The 19,812-nt window shown below is 57.2% G+C and carries 18 protein-coding genes; 3 read left to right on the top strand and 15 right to left on the bottom strand.

Going from position 1 to position 19,812, the window contains the following annotated elements; all coding sequences use genetic code 11:
- Window positions 1-81 precede the first annotated feature (81 nt).
- The gene (locus tag AC13CN_RS14280) at window positions 82-360 is read left to right on the top strand and encodes a LolA-like protein (protein ID WP_044628325.1); all 279 of its coding nucleotides are present in this window, start codon (window positions 82-84) and stop codon (window positions 358-360) included.
- A gap of 100 nt (window positions 361-460) precedes the next feature.
- Here the strand turns inward: AC13CN_RS14280 and AC13CN_RS14285 are convergent, their stop codons facing one another.
- From AC13CN_RS14285 to leuC, 15 genes are all read right to left on the bottom strand, one after another.
- A complete protein-coding gene (locus AC13CN_RS14285) occupies window positions 461-1,660 on the bottom strand; it encodes an O-succinylhomoserine sulfhydrylase (RefSeq protein ID WP_062360411.1) in 1,200 nt (399 codons plus the stop codon).
- Window positions 1,661-1,761: 101 nt separating this feature from the next.
- Window positions 1,762-3,282 carry an amidophosphoribosyltransferase gene (purF, locus tag AC13CN_RS14290; RefSeq protein WP_044628327.1) on the bottom strand — a complete coding sequence of 507 codons (1,521 nt, stop codon included), beginning with the start codon at window positions 3,280-3,282 and terminating at the stop codon, window positions 1,762-1,764.
- A gap of 114 nt (window positions 3,283-3,396) precedes the next feature.
- Window positions 3,397-3,975, bottom strand: coding sequence for a CvpA family protein (locus tag AC13CN_RS14295; RefSeq protein WP_253556846.1), 579 nt, complete (start codon window positions 3,973-3,975; stop codon window positions 3,397-3,399).
- A 2-nt stretch (window positions 3,976-3,977) separates the two neighbouring features.
- Window positions 3,978-4,673, bottom strand: a complete 696-nt coding sequence (locus tag AC13CN_RS14300) for an SPOR domain-containing protein (RefSeq protein WP_054640834.1) — start codon at window positions 4,671-4,673, stop codon at window positions 3,978-3,980.
- A 17-nt stretch (window positions 4,674-4,690) separates the two neighbouring features.
- Window positions 4,691-5,998, bottom strand: a complete 1,308-nt coding sequence (folC, locus tag AC13CN_RS14305) for a bifunctional tetrahydrofolate synthase/dihydrofolate synthase (protein ID WP_228219147.1) — start codon at window positions 5,996-5,998, stop codon at window positions 4,691-4,693.
- Window positions 5,976-6,974 carry an acetyl-CoA carboxylase, carboxyltransferase subunit beta gene (accD, locus tag AC13CN_RS14310; RefSeq protein ID WP_044628331.1) on the bottom strand — a complete coding sequence of 333 codons (999 nt, stop codon included), beginning with the start codon at window positions 6,972-6,974 and terminating at the stop codon, window positions 5,976-5,978. The genes folC and accD overlap by 23 nt, the downstream gene beginning before the upstream one ends.
- Window positions 6,975-7,066: 92 nt before the next feature.
- Window positions 7,067-7,870, bottom strand: coding sequence for a tryptophan synthase subunit alpha (trpA, locus tag AC13CN_RS14315; RefSeq protein WP_054640833.1), 804 nt, complete (start codon window positions 7,868-7,870; stop codon window positions 7,067-7,069).
- 8 nt (window positions 7,871-7,878) lie between these two features.
- Window positions 7,879-9,117 carry a tryptophan synthase subunit beta gene (gene trpB / locus AC13CN_RS14320; protein ID WP_054644957.1) on the bottom strand — a complete coding sequence of 413 codons (1,239 nt, stop codon included), beginning with the start codon at window positions 9,115-9,117 and terminating at the stop codon, window positions 7,879-7,881.
- 109 nt (window positions 9,118-9,226) lie between these two features.
- Window positions 9,227-9,862 carry a phosphoribosylanthranilate isomerase gene (locus tag AC13CN_RS14325; protein WP_054644956.1) on the bottom strand — a complete coding sequence of 212 codons (636 nt, stop codon included), beginning with the start codon at window positions 9,860-9,862 and terminating at the stop codon, window positions 9,227-9,229.
- Window positions 9,859-10,797, bottom strand: coding sequence for a tRNA pseudouridine(38-40) synthase TruA (gene truA / locus AC13CN_RS14330; protein ID WP_062360413.1), 939 nt, complete (start codon window positions 10,795-10,797; stop codon window positions 9,859-9,861). Before truA ends, AC13CN_RS14325 begins: the two co-directional genes overlap by 4 nt.
- A 30-nt stretch (window positions 10,798-10,827) precedes the next feature.
- A complete protein-coding gene (locus AC13CN_RS14335) occupies window positions 10,828-12,741 on the bottom strand; it encodes a FimV/HubP family polar landmark protein (RefSeq protein ID WP_054640832.1) in 1,914 nt (637 codons plus the stop codon).
- Window positions 12,742-12,971: 230 nt separating this feature from the next.
- A complete protein-coding gene (asd, locus tag AC13CN_RS14340) occupies window positions 12,972-14,084 on the bottom strand; it encodes an aspartate-semialdehyde dehydrogenase (RefSeq protein WP_044628337.1) in 1,113 nt (370 codons plus the stop codon).
- Window positions 14,085-14,217: 133 nt separating this feature from the next.
- A complete protein-coding gene (leuB, locus tag AC13CN_RS14345; protein WP_054644955.1) occupies window positions 14,218-15,303 on the bottom strand; it encodes a 3-isopropylmalate dehydrogenase in 1,086 nt (361 codons plus the stop codon).
- A 152-nt stretch (window positions 15,304-15,455) separates the two neighbouring features.
- On the bottom strand, window positions 15,456-16,103 hold the full coding sequence (gene leuD, locus AC13CN_RS14350) for a 3-isopropylmalate dehydratase small subunit (RefSeq protein ID WP_054640831.1): 648 nt from the start codon (window positions 16,101-16,103) through the stop codon (window positions 15,456-15,458).
- Between the two features lie 3 nt (window positions 16,104-16,106).
- Window positions 16,107-17,558 carry a 3-isopropylmalate dehydratase large subunit gene (leuC, locus tag AC13CN_RS14355; protein ID WP_062360415.1) on the bottom strand — a complete coding sequence of 484 codons (1,452 nt, stop codon included), beginning with the start codon at window positions 17,556-17,558 and terminating at the stop codon, window positions 16,107-16,109.
- 157 nt (window positions 17,559-17,715) lie between these two features.
- On the opposite strand from leuC, the gene AC13CN_RS14360 reads away from it, so the two are divergent.
- Window positions 17,716-18,606 carry a LysR family transcriptional regulator gene (locus AC13CN_RS14360; RefSeq protein ID WP_054640830.1) on the top strand — a complete coding sequence of 297 codons (891 nt, stop codon included), beginning with the start codon at window positions 17,716-17,718 and terminating at the stop codon, window positions 18,604-18,606.
- 261 nt (window positions 18,607-18,867) lie between these two features.
- Complete coding sequence (locus AC13CN_RS14365; protein ID WP_172514557.1) at window positions 18,868-19,794, top strand: ketopantoate reductase family protein; 927 nt, start codon at window positions 18,868-18,870, stop codon at window positions 19,792-19,794.
- Window positions 19,795-19,812: the final 18 nt, after the last annotated feature.

The raw sequence follows: 19,812 nt of genomic DNA on the forward strand, positions 1-19,812 counted from the left end.
GCACTTATTATTAGCGCACTTTCTGACACGACACATCACAACGCTTTTAAACGAATCCACTATCTATAGAGAGTATGACCCATGAAAAAATTGACCCTTATTTCCGCTATCGCCCTAACATTGACCTCTACAGCGGCTCTAGCCGAACAAGGCTCTGCTGAGCTCAATGAAATCGTTCAGGCCAGCTCTTCTGTGAACCACAGCACAGAAAGCTTAAACCTGACGCCCGCTGATCTGACGCGTGTAAACGGTGATGCTGCTAAAAACACCGTTATCGAGCCTAGCTCTGAAGCGCGTCACTCAAACAGCAACAATGACCAGATTGCGCAGTCTGACCTGCCGCATCGCAACGCCTCCTAAGACAGGTAAGCGCTGCTGTCCAACGCAGAAACGCTTAGCTCCTTAGATGACAAAAACCCACCTCACGGTGGGTTTTTTATTTAGCTTGAACCAATGTTCCTTACTGGGCGGCTAGTACATCTAGGCCTCGTGCCAAGTCACGCTGAATATCTTCCTGACTTTCAAGCCCAACGGCCACACGAACCAAGCCCGGCGAAATGCCTGCCGCCGCTTTCTGTGCGTCCGAGAGACGGCCATGCGTGGTGGTTGCCGGATGAGTAATAGTGGTTTTTACATCACCTAAGTTCCCGGTAATGGAAAGCATCCGCGTGGCATCAATGACCTGCCAAGCGCCCTCTTGCCCACCTTTCACCTCAAAACCGAGCACCGCACCAAAGCCCTGCTGCTGCTGTTTCGCTAACACATGTTGAGGATGTGCTTCCAGCCCGCTGTAGTAGACGCGATTGACGGCCGGATGCTGATCTAGCCAGAGCGCCAGTGCCAGTGCGTTTTCACAGTGCGCTTTCATACGCAGTGAGAGGGTTTCCAAGCCTTTGGTGAAAATCCACGCATTAAACGGGCTCATGCAAGGTCCACAGGTGCGCACGACACCAAAAACTTCTTCCATCACGTCATGCTTGCCTACCACGGCTCCGCCTACTGCGCGTCCCTGACCATCCAGATATTTCGTGGCAGAGTGAATGACCAAGTCCGCACCTAGCGCGATAGGCTTTTGCAGTGCGGGGGTCAAAAAGCAGTTATCAATGGCGAGCAGTGCACCGCTACGCTTGGCGAGCGCCGCCAGCGCAGGGATATCCGCCACTTCGGAAAGCGGGTTTGAAGGCGTTTCAGCAAACAGCAGCTTAGTCTTAGGGCTGATCGCCTCTTCCCACGCGGCCAAGTTGGAAAGCTCCACATAGCGCGTTGTGATACCGAACTTGCCCAGATACTTATCAAACAGGCTGACCGTGGAGCCAAATAGCGAACGAGACGCCACAATCTCATCGCCTGCTGAAAGCAGTGCCAGCGCCGTTGAGAGAATGGCTGACATGCCAGAGCTAGTCGCCACGCAGCGTTCACCACCTTCAAGCGCCGCTAGACGGCGCTCGAAAGTATGTACGGTAGGGTTCGTAAAGCGCGAGTAAACATTGCCTGGCTCTTTACCACCAAACTTGCGTGCCGCCTCGGCAGCACTCTCGTACACAAAGCTTGATGTGGGAAAAATGGGTTCCGAGTGCTCCTGCTCAAACGTGCGGTGGTGGCCCGCGCGAATAGCAAGCGTCTCAAGCGACCACTCATCCTGATGGCTATCTTCGTGCATGGCAGAGCCCCTTATTCCAAACGCGATTTCAAAATGCTAATTATTGCACCACATACACATTTCTCCTGCGGGCCACTTGGGCACCGCAGGTAGCGTGACACTTAATCGTCCAGATCGTCGTCTTGATTATGCATATCGACCAGCGCGTGGTCACCCGCGCTCTGATCTTTTACTGCATCGTTACGGCTGGCTTCCAAGACGGCCAAATACGCATCGTCAATGTCGCCAGTGACGTAGTTACCGTCAAATACTGAACAGTCGAAGGCTTCCATGTCAGGATTTACTTCGCGGCAGGCGTCTTTTAGATCTTCCAGATCCTGATAGAAGATGCGGTCGGCACCGATCAGCTGCCCAACTTCCTCTTCAGTACGACCATGGGCGATCAGCTCAGACGCCGCAGGCATATCAATCCCATAAACGTTGGGGTAGCGAACGGGCGGCGCGGCAGAGGCAAAGTAAACCTTACGCGCACCAGCATCTCGCGCCATCTGAATAATCTGTTTGCAGGTGGTACCTCGTACGATGGAGTCATCCACTAGCAGTACATTCTTGCCTTTGAACTCCACATCAATGGCGTTCAGCTTTTGGCGTACCGATTTTTTACGCTGGGTTTGACCCGGCATAATAAAGGTACGGCCAATGTAGCGGTTCTTCATAAAGCCTTCGCGGTAGGTCACGCCGAGATGCTGAGCCATCTCTAGAGCGGAAGTACGCGAGGTATCGGGAATTGGAATAACCACATCGATATCGTGATCCGGCCACTCGCTCAAGATGCGATCACCCAGCTTACGACCCATCTGCATCCGCGTGCCGTAAACGTAAGCACCGTCCAGGATAGAGTCAGGACGCGCCAGATAAACATGCTCAAAAATGCACGAGCGTAGCTGTGGGCGATCTGCACATACCTGGGTGTGTACTTGCCCCTGCATATCAACAAAAATCGCTTCGCCGGGGCCAAGGTCGCGTTCCAGCTCGAAGCCACCCACGTCCAGGGCCACCGACTCAGAGGCAATCATCACCTCTTGGCCATCAGCATCCTGACGGGTACCAAACACCACCGGACGAATGCCGTGGGGGTCACGGAACGCCACCATACCAAACCCATTAATAATCGCGACCGCCGCGTAGCCGCCTTTGCAGCGCCGGTGCACTCTACGAACCGCATCGAAAATATCCTCAGCTTCTAGATGCAGCCCCTGCTTGCCCAATTCATGGGCGAACACATTCAGCAGCACTTCCGAGTCAGAGCTGGTATTGATATGGCGAAGATCAGTGGAGAACAGCTCCTGCTTCAACTGCTCTGAGTTGGTCAGGTTACCGTTGTGGGCCAGCGCAATGCCGTAAGGAGAGTTAACGTAGAAAGGCTGTGATTCTGCCTCACTGGAGGAGCCAGCTGTCGGATAGCGAACATGACCAATGCCCAGGTTGCCTTTCAGGCGTGCCATGTGGCGAGTATGGAAGACGTCACGAACTAAGCCGTTACTCTTGCGCAGTAGGAAGCGCCCCTCGTTCCAAGTCATCATTCCGGCAGCGTCTTGGCCCCGATGCTGAAGTACGGTCAGGGCATCGTAGATTCCCTGATTTACTGCCTGCTTGGCCAGAAGGCCCACTATACCGCACATTCCAGTTACCTCGCTTTAATACCATGGCTTACTGACGCAAGCCCGTACGTTCATCAAACTGACAAGCACTGGCGCTGGAAGCAGCACCAGCGGAGAATTTTCTGGCAGTTCCCGTTACTCAACCTCAGGGGCGCTGCTGGAGGGTAGCGTCGGCTGTGGGCGACGCAGTTCAGGTAGCGAAATATCGCGCAGCGACTCAGGCGGTGTCGGCAGCTCCCGCTCCCATTGGTCTAGCTGGCTGACCGCCCAATCGCGAAGCTCAATAAAGGTTGACCGTAACGATGCTTGCTGCCAAGCCTGGAGCTCAGCCAGCGGCGTTAGGGTAATCAACACCGTAGCCACTAGCAGAATCACCGCCCCGCGGGCTATCCCAAAGGCAGCACCTGCAAATCGATTCAACAACCCCATGCCAACCCATTCAACGGCCGCATGCACCACGCGAATAACAATGCCACATAACAGAATGACGGCAAAAATCACCAGAGCAAATGCCAGCACTAAGCGTGCATCAAAGCTCTCAATAAAGCCGCTCATTAACTCTGCAACGGGCTCCGCCAAAACACGTGCGACCATTAACGCAACGACCCAAGCAGCTAAGCCAAGCGACTCGCGCACGAAACCGCGCACAAAGCCCGCCAGCATCGAAAGCCCAAGAACGGCTAAAAACAGCGCATCAATCCAGGTCAATGCCATCGTTAATCTCTTACTCGAACAAGCAGACCCTGCACATTAATACGCTGTTTGATAAGCGCCATCGCTGCCTCACCATCCTCAGACGTGGCGTAAGGGCCTACTAATACAGTAGTCAGATTGTTATCACGGGCGCGCTGAAACACGCTAAAACCTTCACCGCTTAGCTGGTCGCTAATACGCTGGGCGTTGGCGGTATCACCAAAGCTGCCCACCTGGACTGCCCACTCACCCTGCTGCTGAGCAGAGGGTGCTACGGAGGCACTGCTATTACGGCTCTCATTCGCTGCGACCAGCGCGGCAATGGGGTCTTCTTGCGGCGGAGAATCCGGTTCACGGCTGGGCTGCGAAGGCGCTTGTTGGCTAGGCTCGGCAGCAGCGGTTTGCGACGATGAACCTTCATCAGAACTAGAGCTCGCTACTTGATCTGTTTGTGGCGCTCGAGGTATTTCCTCTATCGGCTCATCCAGCGCTTCATCGGTAAGGACAGGTGACGACGGTGCAGGTGTATCAATGGTGTCAGGCATGTCAGGCACGGGCACATCTTGACGCTCCACATCCACAGGCTGTTCGATTACAAAGGTGGGCTGAGGGCGCTCTTCCCGAGGTGCGGGGTCGCTCATCAACCAAGGGACAACGATGGCCAGTAGCGCCAGCAGTATCACGATGCCACTAATGCGTTCCGTTTTACCGTATTTCATATCCCTCTCCATCAAGCTTAGCGTGCCCGCGGCGCTGCTTGCGGCAGTGGCATGGCCAGTAACTCAGCTACCGTGAAGAATGAGCCGGTGGCCAGCACGCGGTCCTCTGGGGCTAGCTGCTTGGCAAGCTTGGCAGCCCCCGCTGCGGGGGAGTCGGCGCAATAATACACGTGTCCGCCCAGCGACGTAATACGTTTGGCTAACTCGTCTGCAGAACGGCCACGCTCACCTTCAAGGGTAACGCACACCCAGTCCGTGATACTTGGCAAAAGCGCCTGAATCACACCGTCGGCATCTTTGTCGTTAAGCATACCAATCAACGCCCACTGACGACCCCCTTTGGGTGGTGCTGGCAAACGGCGGGCCACGTAGTGTGCCGCATGAGGGTTATGCCCTACGTCCAAACACCACGGCCCTACCCACTGCATTCGTCCGGAGAGCGTTACCGTACGCAGCGCTTTGCGCACCGTGTTTAACTGCAAAGTGACACCCGCTAAGGCCAGCGCTTGAAGCGCCGTGGCGGCATTATCAATTGGCAATCCAGGGTCTGGTAAACCATCCAGCGAAAGTGTACTGCCATCGGCAGTAAGGCCATGCCAGCACCAGGGGTTGCCTACCGTCTCACCAGCGCTATGACTGAAGGCGGTGCCTAGTGCGTAGCTATGGGCCGCTATCGCTATTGCTGATTCCAACACGCTTGGCGGAAGCGACTGGCTACCTAGCACAGCGGGTTTTAGCGGGCGAAAAATACCCGCCTTTTCTCGCCCGATCTGTTCAAGATCGTTGCCTAGAAAATTCGCGTGATCAAGCGCAATCGTGGTCACGATAGCCACATCCGCGTCAATAATATTCACCGCGTCTAAACGGCCGCCCAGCCCCACTTCCAGAATCGCAATATCCAATGTGGCATTAGCCAAGCACCACAGCGCACACAGCGTGCCAGCTTCGAAATACGTGAGGCTAATTGAAGGCTCTTGTAAGCGGGCGTTTTCTACTTGCTGAAAGCCTTCCACCAAACGCTGGTCGCTGGCTTCCCGGCCATCCACCGTCACGCGTTCGTTGTAACGCAGCAGGTGCGGAGAGGTATAAGTACCCGCCCGCAACCCATGAGCGCGGGCGACAGCATCTATCATGGCAAGGGTAGACCCCTTGCCATTGGTACCTGCTACCGTGATGACCTGTTTCGCGATGGGGCGCTCTAGCAACCCCATACGCTTGGCCACCAGAGAAACACGCTCCAGCCCCATATCGATCCCTACGGGATGCAGGGTTTCAAGGTGGTGAAGCCACTCGGCTAAGGTGTTAGGCATTGCGTGAAGCGTCATCGCTCGTCGCGTGACGAGAATCGGCTTGAGCAGATGTCTCTGCCGCTTCCGCTAGCTGCTCTTCATTGGCCACCGGCTCAACCACCTCAGCTTCGGGCAGATCACCTTCAGCAGGGTTAGCACTTTGATGTGTCAGCTTACGCAGCACGCCACCCACGCGGGCACGCATATCGTGGCGGTGAACAATCATGTCCACCGTGCCGTGCTCTAGCAGGAACTCACTGCGCTGGAAACCTTCCGGCAGCGTTTCACGCACGGTTTGCTCAATAACACGGGGGCCAGCAAAACCAATTAGCGCGTTGGGCTCGGCAATATTTAGGTCGCCCAACATCGCCAAGGAAGCCGAAACACCACCAAACACGGGGTCAGTCAGCACCGAAATATAGGGCACGCCCGCCTGCTTGAGTTTCTCAAGGGCCGCTGAGGTTTTCGCCATCTGCATCAGCGAGAACAGCGCTTCCTGCATACGCGCACCACCCGAGGCAGCAAAGCAGACCAACGGAATGCCCTCTTCCAGAGCGATGGTGGCGGCACGTACAAATTTCTCACCCACCACAGCGCCCATAGAACCACCCATAAAGGTGAACTCAAACGCCACAGCAACGATCGGCAGGCCATCCAGCTCGCCGCGCATCGCCACCAGCGCGTCTTTCTCGCCAGTCTCTTTTTGCGCTGCGGTCAGGCGGTCTTTGTACTTCTTGGAGTCGCGGAATTTGAGGCGATCATTCGGCTCAATCTCTGCCGCGATCTCTTCGCGCCCCTGTTTATCCAGGAACCAGTCCAAGCGTTTGCGCGCCGTTAAGCGTAAATGATGCTCACACTTGGGGCATACGCTGTGATGTTTCTCTAATTCAGGCAGGTAGAGAACGGCTTCACACTTGGGACATTTACGCCAGAGACCATCGGGCACGCTGGCACGACGGTCTTTACGCTGGATACGCCCCATGGAGGGCACGATCTTGTCTAACCAGCTCATATCAAAAAGGCTTCCGTGTACGTCAAGGCTTGGCAGCGCCAAGCCTGATGAGTGTCGTCAATCAATTCAGTGTAGACGATGAGGGAACGCGCTTAGGCGTCCATCGCGGTGCGCATTTCTGCCAGCACGCTTTTTAACTGCCCGGCGATCGTTTCAGGCGCATCGACGCTATCGGCAATACGGTTAACCAGTGCACTGCCCACAATCACGCCGTCGGCAACTTTTGCCACTTCGGCAGCCGTCACACCATCGCGAATACCAAAACCAACGCAAAGCGGTAAATCGGTCATATCACGCAGTGGCGCAAGGTGCTCGGCAACGTCTTCAGCGTTCAGCGTTGCCGCACCGGTGACACCTTTTAGCGAAACATAGTAAAGGTAGCCCTCACCGTGGGCGCATATTGTAGCGGCACGGGCATGGGAAGTGGTAGGCGCAACGAGGAAAATCGCTGCCAAGCCACGTGCCTTCAGCAGCGGGCCGAACTCATCGGCTTCTTCTGGTGGCATATCAACTACCAGCACACCATCCACCCCAACACTCGCGGCTTTATCGGCAAACACCTCGTAGCCGATGCGCTCGATAGGGTTGAGATAGCCCATCAAGACGATGGGCGTCGTGGTGTCGGTTTGGCGAAACTCGGCCACCATTTCCAGCAGGTCCACCAAGCGAGTGCCCTGCTTCAGCGCCCGCTCACAGGCTTTCTGGATCACCGGGCCATCGGCCATGGGATCTGAAAACGGCACGCCAAGCTCAATCACATCAGCGCCCGCGTCTACCAAGGCATGCATAAAGCCAACGGTATACTGCGGTGCCGGGTCGCCTGCGGTGATGTAAGGGATCAGGGCTTTACGCCCCTGCTGCTTTAACTCTGAAAAACGCTGGTCAATACGATTCATGCTAGCCCTTAAAACTCGATGCCGTCGATTTTCGCAACGGTCATGATGTCTTTATCACCACGACCCGAGAGGTTCACCACAATATGCTGATCCGGGCGCATGGTAGGAGCCAGCACCTTGGCATGGGCCAACGCATGGGCAGACTCCAAGGCGGGCATAATGCCCTCCATGTGGGTCAGCTCACGGAAGGCTTCCAGCACCTCTTTATCGTTCGCGGCTACATAGTTAACCCGGCCCACGTCTTTCCACAGCGCGTGTTCGGGGCCAACGCCGGGGTAATCCAGGCCTGCAGAAATCGAGTGCGTATCCGACACCTGCCCCGCCTCATCCGACATCAGGTAAGTTCGGTTGCCGTGCAGCACGCCACGCGGCGCGTTAGATGAGAGCGGTGCGGCGTGACGGCCTGTCTCTACCCCGTCGCCACCGGCTTCTACGCCGTACATGGCCACTGCATCATCCTCTACAAACGGATAGAAGAGACCCAGCGCGTTGGAGCCACCGCCCACGCAGGCGACCAGCGCATCGGGTAAACGGCCGATTTGCTCTAGTGACTGGCGACGGGCTTCGCGGCCCACCACGGCATTGAAATCACGCACCAGCTGCGGATATGGGTGCGGGCCCGCCACGGTACCGATGATATAGAAGGTATTATCCACGTTCGTTACCCAATCGCGCAGGGCTTCGTTCATGGCGTCTTTAAGTGTACGGGTGCCAGACTCCACCGGGATGACACGGGCACCCAACAGACGCATGCGGTAAACGTTGAGCTTCTGGCGCTGCACATCGGCAGCCCCCATATAGACATCGCACTCAAGGCCCAAGCGGGCGGCTACGGTGGCCGTGGCAACGCCGTGCTGGCCAGCACCGGTTTCAGCAATCACGCGCGGCTTGCCGGTCTTTTTCGCCAACAGCGCCTGACCAATGGTGTTATTAACCTTATGAGCGCCCGTGTGGTTGAGGTCTTCCCGCTTCAGCCAGATTTGCGCGCCGCCTAACGACTCCGACCAGCGCTTTGCATGATAAAGCGGAGATGGACGGCCCACGTAGTGAGCCAAGTCACGATCAAACTCGGCCTGAAAATCCGGATCATCACGCAAACTCAGATAAATCTGCTCCAACTCTTCCAGGGCAAAGCTTAAGGTTTCTGACACAAACCGGCCGCCGTAGGGGCCAAAATGACCACGGGCATCCGGCATTCGGGTCAGGTCGCTGAACTTGGTTTCAGTTGCTGAGACAGTCACAGGCATACCTCACAAGATCGCCAGAAAAGGCAAAAATGAATGAACAAACGTCTAGCGCGCCCACGTTCGCGGTGAGCCACGCATCGTAATTCTGAGTGCACGCAGGTGGTAACGCTTAATGCGTATTGGCCTGCGCCACATGACGAACAAAAGCGGCCATTAACTCGGCCTCTTTAACACCGGGGGATGCCTCAATACCGCCTGAAACATCAACCGCATACGGCGCTACCTGAGTCACCGCGGCGGCAATATTATTGGCTGTTAGCCCACCCGCGAGGATAACAGGTTTTTCCAAGGTTGAGGGGATTCTAGACCAATCAAAAGTCTCGCCAGTTCCACCCGGCACGCCCGGGCGGTAGGCATCTAACAGCAGCGCTTGCGCCGCCGCGTACTCTTTTGCCGCCTCGTGCAGGTCGATGTCATCGCGCATGCGCAGCGCTTTAATCCAGGGTCGCCCAAACTGTTGGCAAAACGCCGCCGACTCATCGCCGTGGAACTGAATAAGATCTAAATGCGGCAGACACTGCTCAATCAGCTCGGCAGGCTGGTTCACAAATAGCCCCACGCGGGTCACAAACGCAGGCACCTGTGCGGCAAGTACCCGCAGGGCCTCAGGGGTAATGCTGCGGCTACTTTTCGGCCACATCACAAAACCTAGCGCATCGACACCCAATGCCACCGCTTTGGCGATATCTTCCGGGCGAGTGAGCCCACAAAACTTGATACGCGTGCGTGTCATCAGCTGGCTCATGAGGAAGTCTCCTGCTGCTCGGGTTTCGCTTGCTTGGAGAACGTCAGCCGCCGCCTTGCGGCCACCCGAGGGCTTTCCGGCAATACGCGCTCTCCGGTCCACTCCCCAGTAAAGGCGAGTAGATTCGGGCCTAGCGGCTCTTTGGGTAACTCGAAACGCTCATCGTAGATGGAGTCGACAAAATGCAAGCCGCAGGCAGGCGCCGTCACATCCCCTTTACGGCGGTTTTTCAGCGCCAGCAGGCGCTCAATATGCCCTTCGTCCTGCACGCCGCGCCCAACGCTTGCCAAGGCTCCTGCAATATTGCGAATCATGTGGTGCAAAAAGGCGTTGCCTTGAATATCGATGACCACCAGCGGGCCGTGACGCTTCACTTCCACAAAGTGCATTTGCCGCCAGGGGGTTTTCGACTGACAACCGGCGGCGCGAAAACTACTGAAGTCATGCTCGCCAACCAACGCCTGGGCAGCACGGTGCATGGCATCGGCATCCAGTGGGTCACGGCACCAGGTCACGTTAGCGCGCTCTAACACCGGGCGGCTAATTTGGTTCAAGAAAATATAGCGATAGCGGCGCCCCAGCGCCCCCAGGCGGGAGTGAAAATCGTCGGACACCGGCTTCACCCAACGCACCGCCACGTCTCTGGGTAGATTGGTATTCGCGCCAAAGATCCAGGCCTTTTCGGTGCGCTGTACCGGCGGGTCGAAGTGAATCACTTGGCGCGTGGCGTGTACACCTGAATCTGTGCGCCCACTGGCATGGATACGTACCGGCGCGCCAGCCACCTTGGCTAACGCATCCTCGATGGCCTGCTGGACAGAGGCCGCATGCTTTAAACGCTGGAAGCCGCAAAAGCGTGAGCCATCGTACTCAACGCCCATCGCCAAACGGCCAGCCAGCGGTTGTGTCTCATCAAAGTGGTAGAACAGCGTCATCGAGCCACGTCATTTAGAGGATTTTGAAGGTTAGCTATTATCCCGACGTCGCAGCTCGAATGCCACCTCTTCGATTTCCCACTCCTCTTCAGGCACTCGCCGCGTGTGATTCGCGCTCTTAGACGGGGTCGTCGTGCCACTGTTCAGCCCATCGTTATACGCACCCTCCTCACCCGTTTCCTCTTGTTTTAGCGATGGGGGGTTATAGTCAATGTAGTAATCCAGGGGCTGAGAGCGCTGATCCTCATCAGGCGGCGACACCTCGTCCTCCACGCCCTCCTTCGGGCTTTCCTGCTCATCGGCATGGGATAAATCATCGAGCGCACTGGCTTCCTGTTTCGCCGTCGAAGGCGCTAGCGATACCTGATCTTGGCTATCCGGTTTATGCTGCTGACGCTGTGCCGCTAATCCCGATGCTTGGCTGCGTGTAAACACGTCATCGTCGTCCGCTTCCCACTCTTTTGGTGCTTCGCTGTCACTAACCGTTGGCGGCTCCTCATTTGGCGCAGCCATGCCGGGCTTCATTACCGGCGCTTCATCAAACGCTGCGGTCTCCAGCTCTGGCTCAGCAGCCTGTGATTCAAAAGGGGCAGCATGGGCAGGCTCCGCGACATGCGGCTCCGTGCGCCCTGAGGCTGTCGCAGCAGACGCCGGCGGAGGCGTTACGGAACGTTCGGTTACCGGTGCATCTTCCCACTGACGCTCTCGGCGCTTACGCGACCAGACTAACCCTGCCAACAACAGCACGAGGGCAGCACTGGCTAGCGGCCACCGATACTCAGCTAGCGGCGCTAACACACTGCCCTGATTGGCAGTAGGTTCAGGTGAAGCGCCCTGGCCTTGCTCACGCCCTGCGCCTACCGAAAGCCCCGTTGCGACGGCATTAGCCGCGCGGCTCTCCTGCTGAGAGGCATTCAGCGCCTCGGTTAACGCAGCAACCTCCCGGCGTAGCTCAGCCAGCTCTATACGCAGCTGGGCTCGCTCTTCAAGCACTTGTTGGAGCATGGCTTGGCTTTCGGCCAGCTGCTCTATGACGTCATCTAAAGTAAGGCCAGCCAGCGCACTTTCAGGATTTTGCGCCTGCTCAGCGTCAAGTGGCTCTGCCGCTGACTCCGCGACAGAAGCGCTATCACCGGCGGCCTGATCCAGCTCTTCCTGCGGGATTTCTGCCGCCGCTTCGGCAGGCGGCGATTGACTTGTCCGCCGCATTGCTTGTACCGCACGCGCCGCCTCACCGGGTGAGCGCGCCATCACCTGTTCCCGGCTCGGCACCGTCAACGTTTGGCCAGCGCGCAGGCTATTGATATTGCCAGAGGGAAAAACGCTCGGATTTGCATCCACCAGCGCCACTATCATCTGCTGTACGCTAGCATTATCGGACTTAATCCGGTCGGCCACACTCCACAGCGTATCGCCACTTGCCACATAAGCGGTGTTATTTGCTGTGGAAGTGCTACCGCCGCTTGGCACGCCTGGGGCTGCAGAAGCGGCAGACTGGCGATTGGGTAGAGCAATTTTCTGCTGCTCATGCGATGGACTGCGTGCATTCACCATATTGGGCGGGTCAAACAGCAGCATAATCGCTTCCGTACGCCGCCCTTCAGGCGTAGTGATGGTGACCAAGAGATCCAACCATGGCTCGTTCACCGCTTGCTCAGAACGCAGCACCAACTGTGGGCCTCCGGGCATACGCTGTAATTCAGCGCGCACGCTGGCGACCAGCGGCGTCCACTCTAAGCCCAGCGCGTTAAAGGCAGCTTCATTTGCAATTTCCACGCGTACATCGTCTAGCGCCACACCGGCGGCATCGACCAGCGGCACGGTGGCATCTAGCGGCGATTGCAGCGGAGAATTCACGGTGGCTTGCCCAAGCCCAACCGCTAAAGCCAACGGGCTAACAGCGCTCAGTGGCAACCACAACCACCATGCCAGCTTCTTTTTCATGTAGGGCCCCTACTGCCTGCGATTCACTGCCACGATGCAACACCTTCATTCTGTTGCGACGAGATAAGTTAGTTCGTTCTCATCATAGCGTATTTATCATGGCGTTATGTTCAACGCATACATTTGCATGAAGTCACGGATTAGAAACATAAGTCACGGCAAAAAAATGGGAAGCTGCGAACAGCTTCCCATTTTTAGCTAGCGATTAAACGCCGGTGTTTCGCGACCGCTTACTGCTCACGCAGAATTTTCAGCATGCGCTTGAGCGGCTCAGCAGCACCCCATAGCAGCTGGTCACCCACGCTGAACGCTGAAAGGTATTCACCGCCCATTTTCAGCTTACGCAGGCGGCCTACCGGCACTTGCAGCGTGCCAGTGGCAGCTGCAGGCGTTAGGCCCGCAATGGTGGCGTCTTTGTCGTTGGGGATCAGCTTGACCCACTCGTTATGCTTGGCAATACGTTCTTCAATCTCATCCAGCGGCACATCTTGCTTCAGCTTGATGGTGAACGCCTGGCTGTGAGAGCGCATAGCACCAATACGTACGCAGAGGCCATCAATGGGAATCGGGTTGTTCTCAAGCCCCAGAATCTTATTGGTCTCGACGCTACCCTTCCACTCTTCACGGCTCTGGCCGTTATCGAGCTTGGTGTCGATCCACGGCAACAAGCTGCCTGCCAACGGCGCAGCGAAGTTGTCAGTGGGGAAATCACCGCTGCGCATGGCTGCCGTCACTTTGCGGTCGATATCCAGAATGGCGCTTGCCGGGTCGGCCAATTCGCTGGCCACGCTATCACGCAGGTGGCCCATCTGGTTGAGCAGCTCGCGCATGTGCTTGGCACCGGAGCCAGACGCCGCCTGATAGGTCATGGAGGTCATCCACTCGACCATATCGGCCTCGAACAGGCCGCCAAGGCCCATCAGCATCAGGCTGACGGTGCAGTTGCCACCCACGAAGGTTTTGGCACCTTTCGCCAGCTGCGCATCGATGACCTTGCGGTTCACCGGGTCGAGGATAATGGTGGCTTCGTCTTCCATCCGCAGGGTGCTGGCGGCATCGATCCAGTAGCCTTGCCAACCGCCGCTGCGCAGGTCGCCGTAGACCTTCTTGGTGTAGTCACCGCCCTGACAGGTGATGATCACGTCCAGCGCTTTCAGGTCATCCAGTGCAAACGCATCTTTCAGCGGAGGCACGTCCACGCCGATGTCGGGACCAGGCTGGCCGACTTGAGAAGTGGTAAAAAAGATCGGCTCAATGCCGTTAAAATCACCATCTTCCTGCATGCGCTGCATCAGCACCGAGCCAACCATGCCACGCCATCCCACGAAACCGACTTTCAACATGTGAAGTCCTCCAACTAAGAATGAGACCTATATTATACACACATATCAGACACGACGTCGGCCACCCCTGAGGGCGGCCGACGCGGTCTGTTTACAAAGCAACAAGGCGAATCAGTTAGTTAGCAAGCTCGCTTTATGCTTGATAATGCTCGAACGCCGCGAGTACGGCGTCCCCCATCTCAACCGTCGAGACGCGCTTCATGCCTTCAGAGGCGATATCGGCGGTGCGCAAGCCATCGTCCAACACGCTACCCACGGCGGCTTCGATACGCTCAGCCATCGCCGTTTCATTGAGCGAGTAACGCAGCATCATCGCCACGGAGAGCATCATGGCCAGCGGGTTGGCGATGTTTTGGCCCGCGATATCCGGCGCGCTGCCGTGGCAAGGCTCGTACATGCCCTGCCCGCTCTCGTTGAGCGAGGCAGACGGCAACATGCCGATGGAGCCGGTCAGCATGGCGGCGGCATCGGAGAGAATGTCGCCAAACATGTTGCCGGTGACCACCACATCGAACTGCTTCGGCGCACGCACCAGCTGCATGGCGGCGTTGTCCACGTACATGTGGGACAGCTCGACATCCGGGTATTCCGGCGCCAGCCGCTCCATGACCTCACGCCACAGAATCGTCACTTCCAACACGTTGGCCTTGTCCACCGAGCAGAGCTTCTTGCCGCGCTTCTGGGCCATCTCGAAGGCGACACGACCAATACGCTCGATTTCGCTTTCAGAGTAGATATAGGTGTTGAAACCAACGCGCTCACCGTTACGCTCTTCGATACCGCGCGGCTGGCCGAAGTAGATGCCGCCGGTGAGTTCACGCACGATCATGATATCCAGCCCGGCCACCAGCTCGGGCTTTAGACTGGAAGCGCTGGCTAGCTGCGGGTAGAGCATGGCCGGGCGAAGGTTGCCGAACAGACCGAGATTCTTACGCAGCCCCAGCAGGCCTTTTTCAGGGCGCTTGGAGAGGTCTTCGAGTTTATCCCACTTGGGGCCACCCACCGCACCCAGCAGAATGGCGCTGGCGGCTTTGGCTTTTTCCAGTGTTTCAGCGGGCAGCGGCTCGCCGTGGACCTCGTAAGCGGAACCGCCCACCAAGCCCTCTTCTACCTCGATATCCAAGCCCGCCTCTTGGCAGGCTTTCAATAACCGCGCCGCCTGAGCCGCGATTTCCGGGCCGATACCATCACCGGGCAGCAGTAACACTTTATGAGTCATGCTCAATCCTTAGCACTGATAATTTAGATATTCATAGCCCATGGCAACTCTCTGCGAGGGCGCTGTGAACCCCTCCCTGGGCGCTACTTTTGCCATCCATGGAAAAAGACCCTCGCATAGACTTGCCCTTGCCATTACTCGGTGAGTGGACGCTAAGCTGGCTGGCGGAACAGCCACGGGCGCTGCTGGCGATGCTTCTCCTCAAAGCTACGAATAGCGTCTTCGTCTTGCAGGGTGATGCCAATATCGTCCAAGCCATTCAGCAGGCAGTGCTTGCGGAATGCGTCCACCTCAAACTCCAGAATTTCGCCGCTGGGCGTGATCACCCGCTGGTGCTCAAGGTCGATATCTAACTGATAACCCTCGTTGGCCTCTACTTCAGCAAACAGGCGATCCACTTCCTCTTCCGCCAGGGTGATCAGCAGAATGCCGTTCTTGAAGGCGTTGTTGTAGAAAATATCGGCAAAGCTCGGGGCAATCACGACTTTAAAACCGAAATCTTCCAGCGCCCAAGGGGCGTGTTCGCGGGAGCTACCGCAGCCGAAGTTACGCCGCGCCAGCAGTACCTCGGCGCCCTGGTAGCGCGGCTGGTTCAAGACGAAATCCGGATTCAGCGGGCGCTGGGAGCAGTCCTGACCCGGCTGGCCTTCATCCAAATAGCGCAGCTCGTCGAACAAATTGACGCCAAAGCCGGTCCGCTTGATGGACTTCAAAAACTGCTTGGGAATGATCAGGTCGGTGTCGACATTAGCGCGATCCAGCGGCGCGACGATGCCTTCAAAACGTTCAAACTTTTTCATGACTTAGGCCTCCTGCGCGTGTGTGGCGTCGTTAGCGGGTAAGGTGCGTACATCGACAAAGTGACCGGCAATCGCCGCTGCCGCTGCCATGGCAGGGCTGACCAAGTGAGTACGACCACCGTAGCCCTGGCGACCCTCGAAGTTACGGTTAGAGGTAGACGCACAATGCTCGCCTGCGCCCAGCTTGTCGGCATTCATGGCCAGACACATGGAGCAGCCCGGCTCGCGCCATTCAAAGCCCGCCTCAATGAAGATTTTGTCCAGGCCTTCCGCTTCCGCTTGGCGCTTCACCAAGCCAGAACCCGGCACCACCATGGCCAGTTTGATGGAATCGGCCACCTTGTTGCCCTTGGCCACTTTTGCCGCTTCACGCAGGTCTTCAATACGCGAGTTAGTACAGGAACCGATAAAGACTTTATCCAACTTGATATCGGTGATCTTCTGATTCGCCTGCAAGCCCATGTACTCCAACGCGCGGGCGTGGCTGCGCTGAACGGTTTCGTCATCGGCGGCTTGCGGGTCGGGTACTTGGCCTGAAATACCGGTGACCATTTCCGGGCTGGTGCCCCAGCTCACCTGCGGTTCAATCTCTTCGGCCTTCAGGGTGACCACTTTATCGAAGTGGGCATCGGCATCGGAGACCAGCAGACGCCAGTCGGCCACGGCGGCTTCCCACTGCTCGGCGGTGGGCGCAAAGGGGCGCTCGGCGAGGTAGTCGATAGTGGTATCGTCCACGGCGATCAGGCCCACGCGAGCACCCGCTTCAATCGCCATGTTGCACACCGTCATGCGGCCTTCCATGGAGAGCGACTCGATGGCGCTGCCAGCGAACTCGATGGCGTAGCCTGTGCCGCCTGCGGTGCCAATCTTGCCGATAATCGCCAGCACTACGTCTTTTGCGGTCACGCCCAGGCCCAGCTTTCCTTCGACGCGCACCTGCATGTTTTTCATCTTTTGCGCCAGCAGGCACTGAGTGGCTAATACATGCTCCACTTCTGACGTACCAATACCGTGAGCCAAGGCACCAAATGCGCCGTGGGTGGCGGTGTGGGAGTCGCCGCATACCACGGTCATACCGGGCAATGTAGCGCCCTGCTCGGGGCCTACCACGTGCACGATACCCTGGCGTGGGTCGTTGATTTTGAACTCTTCGATGCCGTACTCGACGCAGTTATCGTCCAGGGTTTGCACCTGAATAAGCGAGACCGGATCTTTGATACCGCTGTTACCTTCGGCGCGCTCTTTCACCGTGGTGGGCACGTTGTGGTCCGGCGTTGCCAGGTTGGCATCCAAGCGCCAGGGCTTACGGTTGGCCAAACGCAGGCCTTCGAACGCTTGCGGCGAAGTCACTTCGTGGAGCAGTTGGCGGTCGATGTAGATCAGCGCCGTACCATCATCGCGCTGTTTCACCAAGTGCTGGTTCCAGAGTTTGTCGTAAAGGGTTTGACCTGACATGTGGCTCTCCTGGGCAGTGCCCTGCTAGTTCGGTATGGCAGCCTCTGCGTGCTGCTTAAATTGCGATGAACAGGAGTGTTACGCGACTCGCGCATAAAAGCAATTCATGTTACTCATACTTTAGATTCCAAATAGGAATAGATGATTAGGAGCCGCTGTGGATACCCAAAGCCTGCAAGCCTTTCTCGCCGTGGCGGAAACCCAGAGCTTCTCCCGCGCTGCCGAGCAGCTCCATCTCACGCAGCCCGCCGTCAGCAAGCGCATCGCCACACTGGAAGACCTGCTGGGCACTCGGCTTTTCGACCGCATTGGACGGCGCATCGCACTCACCGAGGCGGGTAACGTGCTGCTACCCAAAGCGCAGCGCATTCTGTTTACCGTGGAAGACAGCCGCCGCGCGCTGGCGAATCTCTCTGGCCAAGTGGGCGGCAAACTGACGCTCGCCACCAGCCACCATATTGGTTTGCACCGGCTGCCGCCGCTATTAAAGCAGTACACCCAGCGCCACCCAGAAGTCGCGCTAGACCTGCACTTTTTAGATTCCGAACTGGCCTACCAGGGCGTAATGGATGGCACGCTAGAAATGGCCATTGTGACGCTCGCCCCTCACCCCGTTGAACAACTGAAGGTAGTCGAGCTTTGGCGAGACCGGCTGTGTTTTGTCTGCGCCAAAGACCACCCGCTGGCCCAACGCAGCCGTGCTGATGACAAGCTCCTGAGCTTGGCGGAACTGTGTGAAGTGAACTGCATATTGCCGGGAGCCAAAACCTTTACCCGCACGCTGATTGGCCAGCGCTTTGAAGAAGCAGGTCTTAACCTGCCCGTGAGCATGTCCACCAACTACCTTGAAACGCTCAAAATGATGTGTGGCGTTGGTTTAGGATGGAGCCTGTTACCCGAAAAAATGCTCGACAGCGAGCTAGTAGCGCTACCCGTAGACACCGCGCCCATCCATCGTCCGTTGGGCTATCTAGTACATAACAACCGCACGCTCTCTAATGCTGCCCGCAAAATGATTGAGCAATTGGAAGCAAATCGCGAAACATAAAGCTACAAAAAAGCTTACCTTCAGGAACCGCTGATCAATTCGTCTCTAAGCGGCTGAAACGCTCATAATGGCACTTTCACTGCATCAGCGGTCGCTTTCTGACCAGCGAAGGTGGTCTGTTTCCCCTGCCAGCCGGATTAGCCGGCTGGCAGGGCAGATGACAGCTGTGGCGGGATGCGTGCAGCGCTTCCCTTAGCTTAGCCTCCCCACACCGAACACGGTAAGCTTGGCGGCACTCCCGCTGCTGAAGATACTTTACCCATGACAACCCACTGGATGCTTGGCCCTGGGGCCATTGGCCGTTTATTGGCGCACTCGCTGGCCCCGTTTGTGGAGGTGGCGGTGATTGGCCGCCGTGAATTGCCTACGCGGCAGGTGCTCACCACGCCAGAAGGCGAAGCGCGTGATCAGTACTTAACCTCACTCGCCGCTAAACAGTTGGTGGCTAATGCCCCTAAGCCGCCTGCGTTTGTGCATATCACTACCAAAGCGATGGCTGCCGAGGCGGCGCTTTCGAGTATTGCCAGCCTGCTGCCCCCCTCTACCCCGCTGGTGCTGTGGCAGAACGGTTTTTATGCCCAGCCGCGCATTACCCAAACGTGGCCTGGGCCGGTGCTGTGCGCTACCACGACTCAGGGGGCGTACTTAACCGGGGATGATGGCGTGGTACACGCAGGCCGTGGGCCAACGTTTATCGGGGATTTGGATAACCAGCACCCAGGGTTAGCGGAATTCTTAGCGGCGCTTTTGAGTGAGGCTGGGTTTCCCGCTACGGCAGTGGGCGATATTCGTAGCCGCCTGTGGCAGAAGCTAGCGGTCAACGCGGTGATTAACCCCCTGGTGGCGTTGCATGGCGTGCGCAATGGGGAACTTCGTGGTGATGCCTACTCGGGCCGTGTGGTTGCCGTGGTGAAGGAAGTGGCTGCGATTTTAGCGAAGGAAGGCGTTGTGCCGCCGAGTGGTAGCGAGGGTGAAGCCGGGTGGTTGGCGTTGGTATGGCAAGTGGTGGAGAACACCGCGAACAATAAAGCCTCGATGCTGCAGGACATGGAGGCGAAGCGGCCTACCGAGCGCGGGGCGATTTTGGGGCCGTTGATTGAACGTGCTGAGCGGCATGGGTTGGAGTGTGAAGTATTGAAGGGGCTAAATGCAGAGATAGAGGCGTTGGAAAATAGCTACTTAAGCTAACTTTAGCTCTTACATTTC

The organism is Vreelandella sp. L-25 (assembly GCF_056857535.1).